This is a genomic window from Vibrio splendidus (genome assembly GCF_003345295.1).
In the GTDB taxonomy this organism is placed as follows: Bacteria; Pseudomonadota; Gammaproteobacteria; order Enterobacterales; family Vibrionaceae; genus Vibrio; species Vibrio splendidus_K.
The window spans coordinates 1,540,913-1,554,513 of the sequence record NZ_CP031055.1; the positions used below are offsets into that span (position 1 = coordinate 1,540,913).

Genomic DNA, 13,601 nt, shown 5'->3' on the forward strand with positions numbered 1-13,601 from the left:
TAGAGAGATGCTTGGGAAAAACCACAGTAAGAGAATAATTTATGCCTTGTTCGCGTGCGAATTAAGCACCTTTTCCACTTCAGCCATAAAAAATGTCAATCCGTCTTCATCAATTTGAGAAAAACGACCAATATTTGGACTATCGATATCAAGAACACCCACAACTTTGCCATCAATAGAGAATGGAATAACGATTTCTGAGTTACTTGCCGCGTCACAAGCGATGTGACCTTCGAACTCATGCACATCATGAATACGCTGAACTGTATTTGTCGCAACCGCAGTTCCACACACACCGCGCCCTACCGGAATTCGAACACAGGCAGGTTGACCTTGGAATGGACCCAGAACTAGTTCGTCTTTTTCCTTAGCTAGGTCTTGCTTGATTAAATAGAAACCCGCCCAATTCAGTTCATCCAATTCCATGAATAATAATGAACTAATGTTTGCAAGATTTGCAATTAGATCGGTTTCAGATTCAATTAATGCAACGGCTTGTTTGGTTAAGCGTTGGTAATGTTCTATTTTCATATTAACTTCCAATTAAATTGAGACTTCCATTATCAAGAGAACGCAGTAAAATGCGGTCATCAAACTAAATAGGACTTATTCTCATTACAATGAACAATTCAGAAGACACTATTAGCCGTTCTTGGTTGATAACTCAAGTAAAAAAACACAAGTCCAAATTACTGTTTGCTAACTTTGTTGCCATTATTGCAACCCTAATTAGCGTCCCTATCCCTCTACTTATGCCACTCATGGTCGATGAAGTTTTGCTTGATAAGCCAGCTTCAGGGTTAGAGATGATGAATCAGCTACTTCCAGTCTCATTGCAAACGCCGACTGGTTATATTGCGCTTACTCTCTTGTTGGTTATCTTAATGCGCTCGGCCAGCCAAGCGCTGAATATTCTACAAGGTCGCCAATTTACTTTGGTTTCCAAAACGATCACCTACCAGATGCGTAGCAAGATGATCGATAAACTTGGCCGCATTAGCATCCGACAATATGAGACCAAGGGCAGCGGCGGTATTAATGCCCACCTAATTACAGACATAGAGACCATTGATAAGTTCATTGGCTCGACCCTTTCTAAATTTATCATCAGTTTCTTAACGGTATTCGGAACCGCTATCGTCCTACTATGGTTAGAGTGGCGACTTGGGCTATTTATTTTACTCGTCAATCCTGTTGTTATTTATTTTTCTCGTAAACTCGGCAGCCGAGTTAAACACCTCAAAAAATATGAGAACCAGTCTTTTGAGCGTTTTCAGAATCGCTTAGTGGAAACCTTGGATGGCATCTATCAACTCCGCGCCGCTAATAAGGAGCGTATCTTTCTTGATGAACTTAAAGTTCAAGCAAACCAAGTAAGAATTGATGCTGATAAATACGCTTGGCAATCGGAAGCTGCCGGCCGTGTTTCGTTTCTACTGTTCCTATTAGGTTTTGAACTATTCCGTGCCGTCGCAATGCTAATGGTGTTATTCAGTGACTTGACGATAGGTCAGATTTTTGCGGTGTTCGGCTATTTATGGTTCATGTTAGGCCCTGTCCAAGAATTGCTAGGGATTCAATTCTCTTGGTATAGCGCGAAAGCAGCGCTGCAACGTATTAACGACCTACTGCAACTAGAAGAAGAACATCGCCCTGTTAGCAAGGTAAACCCTTTTGATGACCATAAAGAAGTGACAGTCGACATTGAAGACGTTACATTCTCTTACACATTAGAAAACACTGTTTTAAACAGGCTATCGCTACACATTCCAGCAGGAAAAAAAGTCGCCTTAGTGGGTGCTAGCGGTGGTGGTAAATCAACGTTGATCCAGTTGTTAATCGGGGTTTATCAAGCCGACTCTGGTTGTATACGCTTTAATGGTGAAACAACGGACGACATCAGCTTTGACATAATACGCAGTCAAATTGCCGTTGTTTTACAACAACCTATACTCTTTAACGATACATTAAGGCATAATCTGACCCTTGGTGCTGAATACGATGAAATGTCGTTGTGGCGGGCGCTTGAAGTCTCTCAAATGCAAGATGTAATCAAACAGCTGAGTAATGGCTTGGATACGCAAATTGGTAGGAATGGCGTTCGACTGTCTGGCGGTCAACGACAACGCTTAGCGATCGCCCGCATGGTGCTGAGTAATCCTAAGTTTGTTATTCTTGACGAAGCGACATCTGCCTTGGATACAGCAACAGAGTCAGCACTGCATAAAGCACTAAGCGAGTTTTTGAAAGATCGCACAACTTTGATAGTGGCTCATCGATTATCAGCGGTGAAACAGGCCGATCTAATCTATGTTTTAGAAGATGGGCAAGTCACACAGACGGGAACGCATGGTGAATTGGTTGAACAACAAGGACTATATCAAACACTCTATGGCAGTGTGCAATCGCACGCCTGATGTTTATTGTTCTAGAGATTTAAGTCAGTGTAGTTCTAGGCATTTAAATCAGCTTAAAGGTCTGATTAGTGTTTCAACTTGGGAGGTCGCGTGACCTCCCCATCCGAAACCAACTCTTTATCGACTCAGCACCAGTTGTCAACTGAGTCTCCGTTGACAACTAAGTCTCCGTTAAGAACCGAGCACCAGTGCGACAGCAGCTCTGTACGTCTGTGCCAGGGCTGCGAACTCCCTGTTGATAAAATGGATATCCCTCTGGGGAAATCCGCATATTGTCCAAGGTGTGGCACCCAGCTTTACCGAGGCGGTACACCTAGCCTGTCTGGAAACCTAGCAATCGCGATTACCTGCTTATTGCTATTTATCCCCTCACACTTTTTTGAATTTATCAGTATTCGTCTGATTGGCGTCATGATACCTGCGACGTTACCATCAGGTGTCTTTACTTTAATGGGTGAAGGCTTCCCTCTACTAGGCCTACTCATCCTATTCTGTAGTTCGATCGCCCCGTTACTCGTTTGCACCTCTGTGCTCGTCACTCATGCAGCACTGCGCTTTAAGATTTTCACGCCATTTAGGTATGCGTTATCCATCATCCAGACATTAAAGCATTGGATGATGTTGGATGTATTTCTGGTAAGTTTGGCTGTCTCATGCTTCAAACTGCAGGATTACTCAGATATTTTTGTCGGCCCTGGTTTAGTTGGATTGATTTTACTGCAGCTTTTCAGTGTATTACTGGTAAGCCGTATCAGTGTGCGTCGCTATTGGGAAGCTTGGGCTCAAGAGTCTGATTACTCTTTTGTAGAAAGTAAGAACGTACACTGCCACAACTGCCATCTTTCTCAACCTGACGGTCATACTTGCGTACGTTGTCACCATGACTTATATCACCGTAAACCCTACTCTATACAGAAGACATGGGCTCTACTGTTTGCTGCGTCAGTGGCTATCGTACCAGCCAACGTTATTCCTATTTCTATCCTTATTACAAACGGACAAAGGCTAGAAGACACAATAATTTCTGGTGTCGCTTCGCTAATCAATAGCGACATGTATGGCATCGCAGCGATCATTTTTATTGCCAGTATCGTCGTACCTGTTGCGAAAATACTTGGCCTAACGTACATCTTAATTTGTATCAAGATGAAGCGCGCGGTTTACCATAGGCAGCGCATGACCATCTATTTCATTGTGAAGTGGGTGGGAAAATGGTCGGTGATGGATCTGTTCGTTATTTCGATCATGATGACCTTGGTCGACCGTGGACAGATTTTAAACTTTACACCAGGTTATGGTGCAGTCGCTTTTGGTGTCGTTGTTGTTCTCACGATGCTGGCAGCAGAAAGCTTAGATCCTAGGCTAATTTGGGATAACTACACCTCTAAAGATGAGTCAGTGAATGAACAACGATAACCAATCACAAATGTCATATTCACCAGAAGTAAGGAAAAACAAAGGCATTTCACCTTTGTGGATTCTGCCGATATTAACCGTCGCATTAGCCGGTTGGTTAGTCATGAAATCGATACACGATGCAGGGCAACGTGTGCAGATATACTTCTCAGATGCCGCAGGTTTGGTCGCAGGTCGAACAACGATTCGTTACCAAGGCTTAGAGGTGGGTATGGTGCGCGACATCACCTTGTCCAAAGATTTATCGAGCATCTATGTCGATGCTGACATCTACCCAGAAGCGAAGAAGCTACTTTCAAAGGGCACACGTTTCTGGCTCGTAAAACCAACGGCGAGTTTGTCTGGTATCTCAGGGTTAGACGCGCTTGTTTCGGGTAACTACATTGCTATTCATCCTAGCGAAACCAAAGAAGAACCAGAAACCGTTTTCCAAGCTCTAGAATCCTCCCCTTCTGATTTATTGGCCTCTGAAGGTCTAAATATCTCACTGACGACCAAAGATCTGGGCGGTGTGTCTGTTGGCTCTCAAATCGTTTATCGTAAAATTCCAATTGGTGAGGTTTACAACTACCAGTTAAACGACAACGCGAAGTCCGTTACGATCCAAGCGTCGATTAAAGATGAATACAGCCATATCATTACCGACCAAAGCCGTTTTTGGAATGTCAGTGGCTTAGGTGCCAGTATTGGATTTTCAGGCGTCGACGTGCGCTTAGAAAGCCTAAGCGCGCTGCTTGGCGGTTCAATTGCGGTTGACTCTCCCGGAGAAGGTCAGCCCGTCGAGATGAACACCAAGTTCAAGCTCTACCCAGATTTGAAAACTGCCGGTCGTGGCATCTCTATCAAAATCGCCGTGCCAGATGACAATAAGATCAGCGCAACTGGCGCTCCGATCATGTATCGAGGCATAGAAATCGGTCAGATCACTGATTTATCTTTAAGCGAAGGTCGCGAAAACGTGGTTGCATCTGCCGCTATCCAACCGGCATTCAGCGACTTTTTAAATAGCGGGAGTAAATTCGTTTTAGAAGAAGCTGAATTGTCACTCACTGGTATGAAAAACATTGCCAACTTAGTGACAGGTAACTTTTTAACCTTAGTACCGGGCGAAGGTGAAAAGGCACGTCGATTTACTGCGATTCGTAAAAACGAGTTCAGTCAGGAACAAGAAAAGTCAGTTGCGATTCGCTTAACATCAAACAACTCATACGGATTGGATGTCGGTACACAACTGCTCTACAAAGGCATTGCCGTTGGCTCTATCATTCAAGTTGGCTTAGTTGATGGTGTTGGTACTGGCTCTGACAAGCACGAAGTGTTTATGGATGCGCTTATCGATAACGAATATGCGCACCTAATCAAAAGTCACAACCGTTTCTTTGTGACAGGCAGTGCGACCGCAGAGCTGACCGAATCAGGTCTAAGTGTTACTGTTCCACCGGCAAAACAGCTTCTTACTGGCTCGATCAGCTTTGTGAGTGAAGGTAAACCTGAAGCTCGAACTGACTACCAACTTTTCCAAAGTAAGTCGTTAGCAGAAATCGCTAAGTTTAATCAGTCAGGCTCAAAGACGCTTTCGTTATTTGCTAGTGAGTTACCTTCAATTTCTAAAGGCAGCCCACTGCTCTACCGTAACCTACAAGTGGGTAGCATTTCGGATTTTCAGCTTGCTGATGGTGGTGTAAGAATCAAAGTCACGATCGAAAATCGTTACACGCACTTACTCAATAAACATACCGTTTTTTGGAACCGCTCAGGCGTTGAGATTGATGCTTCGCTATCGGGTATTAGTATTAAAGCGGCACCCGTTAAAACGCTAATTCAGGGTGGTATTGCTTTTGATTCGCTTCCCGGTATAGACAATAAGCTTGGCGATGTGTGGAAGCTGTACAAAGATTCTAAATCCGCTCGAAAATTTGGCCGCGCGATTACGATTACCTCTTCTGGCGATCAAGAAGTCAGCAAGGGTATGGCGATCAAATACCAAGGTGTCACTGTAGGTGAGGTCACTTTGGTGATCCCTAACTTCAATAAAGGCGGCATTGAAATTACCGCGCGAATCTTACCTGAGTACGTTGACAAGATTGCCGTGGCGAACAGTCACTTCTGGTTGGCAGAACCTGAGATCGGCCTTAATGGCATCAAAAACGTCTCTGCGCTTCTCTCTAAGCACATCAACGTAGATCCGGGCAATGGTGACAGAAGTACGAAATTTAAGCTTAGCAAAGGACCAGTGCAGCCTGAAGGCAAGATATTCCAGCTACAAAGCGAAACGCGAGGCTCGGTGTCTGAAGGCACACCTATCCTATTCCGTGAGCTAGAAATCGGTAGTGTTATCGATGTTCAACTAGGCGAGTTTGCTGATCGCATCATCTCTACGATTCAAATAGAACCTGACTACGCGTATCTGATCCGCGCAAACACTGTGTTCTGGAACGTGTCGGGTGTCGATGTTTCTATCGGCCTCTCTGGTGCAAACATCAAAGCCGGAACGGTAGACAGTTTATTAAGAGGCGGAATTACCTTCTCAACGCCACCGACGAGTGAACTTCAGCCTGTGGCAAGCGAAGATCAGTCTTTCTACCTATACCCTCAAGCAGAAGATGAGTGGAAATCATGGAGAACCGCGATTCCTCGTCCATAGAGTGAATCCTCAGAAGCCCCATGCAAATTAATACAGCTTAACGAAGATTAATTCTTCATCAAAATGCAGCCATTCGGCTGCATTTTTGTTGTTTGCCGTAAATATGGTTTAGGACGACCTCATTTTGCTTTAAACTCCCCGCATTAATGCAATAATTCGAGATACTCTTTTGCACGCTAACGTATATATTCCTGAAGAATTCCTAACGCACATCGAAGCGATCATGCCTAGTCACCTAGATATGGCTTCTTTTGTTGCCTCATGCCAAAAACCACTTCGTAAAAGTATTCGAGTCAACACACTGAAAATCAGTGTTGAAGACTTCCTAGTACGAGCAAAAGAGAAAGGCTGGGAACTGGAACCTGTACCTTGGTGTGAAACAGGTTTTTGGATTACAGCCGATGAAAGTGAAGCGCCTCTAGGTAATACGGCAGAACACATGTCTGGTCTTTTCTACATCCAAGAAGCCAGTTCTATGATGCCACCTTCTGCACTTTTCCAAGGCGAAGCTGATTACCAAGCCGTGCTAGATACTGCTGCTGCCCCCGGTTCTAAAACAACGCAAATCGCTGCGCTAATGAATAATCGCGGCGTGTTGGTTGCCAATGAATACGCTGCAAGCCGTGTGAAAGTACTTCACGCCAACATCGAACGTTGTGGCGTTCGTAATGCCGCACTCAGTAACTTCGATGGTCGAGTTTTCGGTGGTTGGTTGCCAGAACAGTTTGATGCTGTCTTGCTGGATGCACCCTGCTCTGGCGAAGGTACCATTCGTAAAGACGCTGATGCGATGAAGAACTGGACGTATCAATCTGTAGTCGATATTGCTGACACGCAAAAAGACCTGATTGAAAGTGCATTCCATGCTCTTAAACCTAATGGTGTTTTGGTTTACTCAACATGTACGTTAAGCACCGAAGAGAACCAACAAGTGTGCCATCACCTAAAAGAAACCTTTGGTGATGCGGTTGAGTTTGAATCTCTTGAATCACTATTCGACAACGCAAAAGCAACGACTACTGAAGAAGGCTTTCTTCACATCTTCCCTCAGGTGTATGACTCTGAAGGTTTCTTTGTTGCACGTATCCGTAAACTAGCGTCTGTGACTCCACCAGAAGTTAAAAAACGCATGGGTAAATTCCCATTTGAAAAAACGTCAAAGAAAGCTCAGCAAGAAGTCGCTGAACAACTGCTGGGCGCACTCGATATCGAACTACCAAGTGATACTCAAGTTTGGATCCGAGATAAAGACGTTTGGCTATTCCCTGAGGCGCTTGAGCCTATGATCGGTGCATTCCGTTTCTCTCGTATGGGCATCAAGATCGCTGAGACCCATAAAAAAGGTTACCGATGGCAACACCAAGTCGCGACAACGCTCGCGACAGGTCATGAAGCTAACATTGTAGACCTCAGCATCGAAGATGCTCGAGAATGGTTCATGGGCCGAGACGTTCGTCCAGAAGGCTTATCCGGCAAAGGCGAAGTGCTAGTAAAATACAACGGCGCAATCATCGGCCTTGGTAAATGGGTAGGTAACCGAGTGAAGAATGGCTTACCAAGAGAGCTAGTACGCGACAAAAACCTTTTCTAGTCGTTCGATTAAAGCTCTCACTGTACTGAGAAAAACAAAAAGCCCAAACAACATTCATTGTTTGGGCTTTTTCTATTCTTGTCGGCTAGCTCATTTCAAGGGAAGCACTGAAAAATCAACACTTAATTATACAAATATCAATTCAAGTCGCTATTTCCAATAACAAAAATCGCTTATTAGGGAATTTAAACTAGACTTCAGTCTAACAGTCAAAGAATTAAAACGATTAGCGTAGGCTCTTCGGAGCCCTTTCCCCTAAGCCCAAACAGGAAGGTTTGGGCTTTTTTTTAACCGACAAGCTCGCTTATTTAACTAGGCTGATGCCTTCTTTGTCGATAGTGATCTTGCCAGACTTGTACAAACCACCAATTGTCTTCTTGAACGTACCTTTGCTGGTTCTGAATGCAGAGAAAATAACTTCCGGAGAAGATTTATCATTCAAAGGTAAGTAACCACCTTTCTTCTCAAGCAGATCGAGAACCTTAGTGCTTAGGTCATCCATTTTAGCCACACCAATTTTCTGAAGAGACAAGTCAATCTTACCGTCTTCTTCACGAACGTTTTTAATGTAGCCTTTTAGCGCTTTACCTATGAACAGCTTACCGATGATGTCTGATGGGAAAATCATGCCCCAATGCTCACCGTTAACGATCGCTTTGTAACCTAACTGGCTGCGCTCAGCGATAATGAGATCCACTTGCTCGTTTTGCTTATAAGTCGCAGGCGTGTTGTCTAACCACTTGTTGAACTTTGTTGTACCTACAATGCGGCTAGATGCTTTATCAATATACACATATACTAAGATTGACTGACCTTCGTTTAAACGGCCACGTTGCTCGCTGAAAGGAACAAGAAGGTCTTTACCTTTCACGCCCCAGCTCATGAATGCACCGGTGCTGTTTACGCCTTCAACCGTCATCAAGCCAAACTGCCCCACTTGAGCAATTGGTTTTTCAGTCGTTGCAGCGATCTGGTTGTCAGAATCAATGTATAAGAAAACATCCAGTTTTTGACCAATTTCAACACCTTCAGGAGTAAATCGTTTTGGCAGCAACACGGTTCCATAGTCGCTAGCGTCAAGGAATACACCGAAGTCGGCTTGCTTTACTACTTCTAAGTTGTTTATTTGACCAATATTAATCATCAAGATTTTCTCTACTTTAAATTTGGCGGTGATTATACGTGATCTCTGATATGCTTTCGCTAGTTTCATTCATATTTTTACATTCTAGGAGACATCGTTGATCACCGTTGATAAACAAGATGCGATAACACTCAAAATTAACCATGCAATGGCGAAGACCAAAAAGCTCGACATGGACGTTTATCTATTCATTCCCGGTGAACTCGGACTCACTCCCGAAGTACTTTCTGAAAGTGCCTTTTTCTACAGCTCAATTACTCAAAAGCGCGCCTACTACAGTGACAAGACACTGTTACCTTTGGTACACAGTCGCTTGGCAAAACGTGGACGCTTATCAACGACACAGTATCGTGTGAGTTTGAGTTTGTTCGCATATCAATATGTTATTGCTTTAGATAAAGCCGTGAGCAGTTTAAATAAGACTGATAGTGACGACGTAACAGCGGATGAGGTTGATGAAGTCATTGAGCTCGCGTTAGACATCTTGAAGAAGCTTCGCCGAAGTATTCCTTATGAAGAAAACCTCAAACGCTACTACGCAAACATTGATAACTATCTTTCTTGGTACACAGAGCAAAAATTCTTATCTCTGGTCTCTCATATGCCGCGTGGCAGTGAGTACTCGACGATAAAAGAGCGACTCTTGACGCTGTGTGACAAAGAGACAGCCCATCGTAAACTTAATCGCTATAACTCAGCCAAAGTTCGTGAAGACGTAACGCGCCTGAGTAACAAGATGCGACTGCTGCGACGTTTGATAGAACACCCTATCGTACTCAAGGAGAAGACCACCTCCATGGGTAAAAACGTTAAGCGTGCCGTTAAAGGTATTGCGACAGGCTTAGTCATGGTGGTCGTGACGACAACCGTCATATTGGCTCGTGATTTTCTAGGAGAGATTACCGCTTCTTTCATCGTGTCGATGTCATTTATCTACGCACTGCGTGAAATATTTAAAGATGACTTGAGAGACATCCTTTGGCGTTGGCTTCGTAAAGGCAAACCCAAGTGGAAGCGTCGCTACTTTGACCCAACAACCAATAAATCTGTCGGCCACAAGCTTGAATGGTTGGACTATGCGAACTTTTCCAAGTTAGCTGACCGTATTCAATCAATACGCAAGAAACGTGTCGTTCAGCGTGAAGAGCAAGTCTTGCACTATCGTTCACATACCGAGATGTCGACGTCAACATTCATGAGTGGTTACGAGGAGACTCGTGAAACGTTATCGATCAGCCTGAGAGCGCTGACACGCTTGATGGACAAGGGGTCAAATAACGTATATCGCCTGAATGAAGGGCAAGTAAGCCGTGAGTCTGTCGAAAAGCGTCACCTGCTCAACCTGATCATTAAGGAGAACAATCACGATACTGAACCGACCTATTACCGTTGGAAAATCGTAATGAACCGTTCAAAGATCGTTGATATCGAGCAAATCACCCAAGAGTCATAGCGTTGTTACGGTATGTGGATACTAGATTCACATACCGCTCTTCCACTTGTTCTACGAATGCCTTCAGTTGAACTATGATCTTCAGATTTAGATTCCGACCAACCTTATACTTCCGAGCTATTTTCTAGAAGGAACTTTCTTAATCGAAAGCGTTAGCGTGAACTCCGCCATTGGTTCATCGCCATGCAAAGACGGACATGTCGCGATTATGGTCACGGGTTGATTCACACGCTCGCCAGTAGACATAGTTTCAGCCAGCATAGTGTTGATCAGCTCACCATCGTTACAAGTGAAGTGTACGTCACCTTCCGGGCGCTTCAAGAAGTTACCTGTCACCTCTTTAAATGCCAACGAGATCTTTTCGCCTTGCTGCTGGGATTTACTCATTGCAAGAAAGCCCCCCGCCACATCAGCACCTACTGCTAACACACCAAAGTACATGCTATTGAGGTGGTTCTTAGTTCGTCTTTTGAGAGGAATTTTCACTTCAACATGTTGATTATCCAGCGCGAGCAGTTTTGGTCGGCATAGCCAGATCAGAGGCACTTTGAAAAAGCCAAACATGCTCAAGTAGAAATTTGCTTTTTGTAGAGGGGTCAACATTCGAGTTACCTAGTCAAATAAGTCATCAGACCAGTTAATCGATTAGCGCTCGAGATGTCAAAAAAATGTTACAAAAAAGAGATATCATCGCATAATGATATCTCTTTCATTCTCAAAGCTTTATTGCTTTAAATAAACTCATACAGCAAGTTGATTTATTTAGACAATAAGCTGGTCTATGCAGTAACGACTGTCTCAACACCGTCAAGATCAGCGATAAAGCCTTGTAGACGCGGGTAGTCCACCAAGCCTTGAGTCACAAGCAGGACGGGCTTCTTCGCGTTCAGCGTTGCTTTAACAATCATACTCAACAAGGTAATAACCGCCTCGTTTTGTGGATCAAAAGCATGTTGCTGAGCTTCATTGTGCTTGTCCACGCCTAAAGTGAAAGACGCTAAGCTATCAACGTTCACTACAACACCATCAAAGTAATGCAGCAATCTTTCGCTTAGTAGCACTGCAGACGGCACATCGCACGAGAACAGTACTTTCAAACCATTAAGGCCTCGCGGTAAGCCTTGCTCCGCAAGCAAATCAATAATCTTAGCGGCATCGCTTAATGCTCGTACATACGGTACAACCACTTCAACGTTAATACCCTGCTCTCGCAACGCTTTAATTACCTGACACTCTAAAGCGAATGCTTTGCTGTACTCTGATGTTGCATAACGAGCAACCCCACGAACACCTAGTGCCGGGTTTATCTCTTCGGCTTCACAGCTACCACCAAGTAGTGAACGGAAGCCATAGCTGTCAGCACTACTTAACGCGATACGAACAGAAGTATGATTTGGCTGAACGGCAGCTTGGATGGCAATCACTAAGGTTGAAACAAAATGCTCATCGACTGTTTTATCGCCAAGGATCGCATCTAAAGAGGTTTTTTCGATATCAGTCAGTGTATCTAAGTGACTTTCAATACTTGGGTGATAGAAGATACGATCCATAACCAATTCAGATAATGAAACGTATAAGTGGTTAGAATTATTATTATCGTTGTAAGAAGGCAGCACATCACCTAAGACTAGTTCTGGGTGCAAAGTGCTTTGATTTTCTTGAGTCATTGCTGCTCCAGCATTTTTATGTTGTGTTCAAACGAAAATACCGATAGCTGCCTGTTAATACAAGTGAAAATCCCTTATTTGACGCTGGCCTGCTGATAAAAATAAGAATATTAGCAATAACAGAGATAACTTTGACTTAAGAGAGTTTATTCCTCTGTTCAATTCCGTTATCTTAACCACTTCGCAATAGAATAAAAAAGCCATCACATGCCATTAAAAACTGATGAGTTGAGAACCCAAGCTCTGGGTCCTATGCCAACTCCTGCCGAACTAGGCAATGCACATCCTATTACTGACGACGTTGCTGAGCGCATTAAAAATTCTCGCCGCCAAATCGAAGATATTCTAACAGGTCGTGATAACCGCCTATTAGTTATCGTAGGCCCTTGCTCTGTTCACGATACAGAAGCGGCACTTGATTACGCTGAGCGTCTAAGTCAGATTCAAGACCAGTACAAAGATGAACTGTTCGTTGTAATGAGAACCTACTTCGAGAAACCTCGTACTGTTGTAGGTTGGAAGGGTTTGATTACCGATCCTAACCTTGATGGGTCATATGCACTTGAAACAGGCTTGAACAAAGCTCGTAAACTTCTACTAGATATCAATAAGCTTGGCCTAGCTACCGCGACTGAATTCCTTGATATGATCACCGGTCAGTACATTGCAGACCTTATCACTTGGGGCGCAATTGGCGCTCGTACGACTGAATCTCAGATTCACCGTGAAATGGCTTCTGCACTGTCTTGCCCAGTTGGTTTCAAGAACGCAACTAACGGCAACATCAAAATTGCTATTGATGCGATTCGTGCTGCGCATGCATCACACTACTTCTACTCTCCAGATAAGAACGGCCGTATGACGGTTTACCGTACTTCTGGCAACCCATACGGTCACGTAATTCTACGTGGTGGTGATAAAGGCCCTAACTTTGATGCTGAATCTGTAGATAACGCATGTAAGCAACTGGCTGAATTCGATCTACCTCAACGTTTGGTTGTAGACTTTAGCCACGCTAACTGTCAGAAACAGCACCGTAAACAGTTAGAAGTTGCACAAGACATTTGTGAGCAAATCAATTCTAACAAGAATCAAATTGCAGGCATCATGGCAGAAAGCTTCATTGTTGAAGGTAACCAGCCAATGACAGATATCAACAACCTAGAATACGGCAAGTCTATTACTGACCCATGCCTAAGCTGGGAAGATACTGCAACAATGCTAGATATGCTTGCAACAGCAATTAAAGATAGAAACTTAGCTTAAGGA

General features: G+C 43.9%; 10 protein-coding genes. 6 read left to right on the forward strand and 4 right to left on the reverse strand.

The window, feature by feature from the left end:
* Positions 1–39: 39 nt before the first annotated feature.
* Positions 40–531 carry a GAF domain-containing protein gene (locus DUN60_RS06965; protein ID WP_017077212.1) on the reverse strand — a complete coding sequence of 164 codons (492 nt, stop codon included), beginning with the start codon at positions 529–531 and terminating at the stop codon, positions 40–42.
* Between the two features lie 89 nt (positions 532–620).
* Between DUN60_RS06965 and DUN60_RS06970 the strand changes: the two genes are divergently transcribed.
* The 4 genes from DUN60_RS06970 to rsmF all read left to right on the forward strand — a co-directional run bounded on the left by DUN60_RS06970 (position 621) and on the right by rsmF (position 8,068).
* Positions 621–2,417, forward strand: a complete 1,797-nt coding sequence (locus DUN60_RS06970) for an ABC transporter ATP-binding protein (RefSeq protein WP_114633583.1) — start codon at positions 621–623, stop codon at positions 2,415–2,417.
* A gap of 78 nt (positions 2,418–2,495) precedes the next feature.
* Entirely contained in the window at positions 2,496–3,833 is a 1,338-nt protein-coding gene (locus DUN60_RS06975) for a paraquat-inducible protein A (RefSeq protein WP_108189849.1), read from the forward strand.
* Complete coding sequence (locus tag DUN60_RS06980) at positions 3,820–6,477, forward strand: MlaD family protein (protein WP_114633584.1); 2,658 nt, start codon at positions 3,820–3,822, stop codon at positions 6,475–6,477. The genes DUN60_RS06975 and DUN60_RS06980 overlap by 14 nt, the downstream gene beginning before the upstream one ends.
* Before the next feature lie 169 nt (positions 6,478–6,646).
* The gene (rsmF, locus tag DUN60_RS06985; RefSeq protein ID WP_114633585.1) at positions 6,647–8,068 is read left to right on the forward strand and encodes a 16S rRNA (cytosine(1407)-C(5))-methyltransferase RsmF; all 1,422 of its coding nucleotides are present in this window, start codon (positions 6,647–6,649) and stop codon (positions 8,066–8,068) included.
* 304 nt (positions 8,069–8,372) lie between these two features.
* Here rsmF and DUN60_RS06990 read toward each other — a convergent pair whose 3' ends face one another.
* Positions 8,373–9,281 carry a CvfB family protein gene (locus DUN60_RS06990; RefSeq protein ID WP_004733627.1) on the reverse strand — a complete coding sequence of 303 codons (909 nt, stop codon included), beginning with the start codon at positions 9,279–9,281 and terminating at the stop codon, positions 8,373–8,375.
* Between the two features lie 28 nt (positions 9,282–9,309).
* Here DUN60_RS06990 and DUN60_RS06995 point away from each other — a divergent pair, with 28 nt between their 5' ends.
* On the forward strand, positions 9,310–10,665 hold the full coding sequence (locus DUN60_RS06995; protein WP_004733628.1) for a hypothetical protein: 1,356 nt from the start codon (positions 9,310–9,312) through the stop codon (positions 10,663–10,665).
* Between the two features lie 117 nt (positions 10,666–10,782).
* On the opposite strand, the gene DUN60_RS07000 is transcribed toward DUN60_RS06995, so the two are convergent.
* Together DUN60_RS07000 and DUN60_RS07005 are read right to left on the reverse strand one after the other, a co-directional pair.
* Positions 10,783–11,268: a PaaI family thioesterase gene (locus DUN60_RS07000; RefSeq protein WP_017082222.1), complete on the reverse strand. Its 486-nt coding sequence runs from the start codon at positions 11,266–11,268 to the stop codon at positions 10,783–10,785.
* Between the two features lie 176 nt (positions 11,269–11,444).
* On the reverse strand, positions 11,445–12,332 hold the full coding sequence (locus DUN60_RS07005; protein ID WP_004733630.1) for a putative PEP-binding protein: 888 nt from the start codon (positions 12,330–12,332) through the stop codon (positions 11,445–11,447).
* 207 nt (positions 12,333–12,539) lie between these two features.
* Between DUN60_RS07005 and DUN60_RS07010 the strand changes: the two genes are divergently transcribed.
* Positions 12,540–13,598 carry a 3-deoxy-7-phosphoheptulonate synthase gene (locus DUN60_RS07010; protein WP_114633586.1) on the forward strand — a complete coding sequence of 353 codons (1,059 nt, stop codon included), beginning with the start codon at positions 12,540–12,542 and terminating at the stop codon, positions 13,596–13,598.
* The last annotated feature ends 3 nt before the right edge of the window (positions 13,599–13,601 follow it).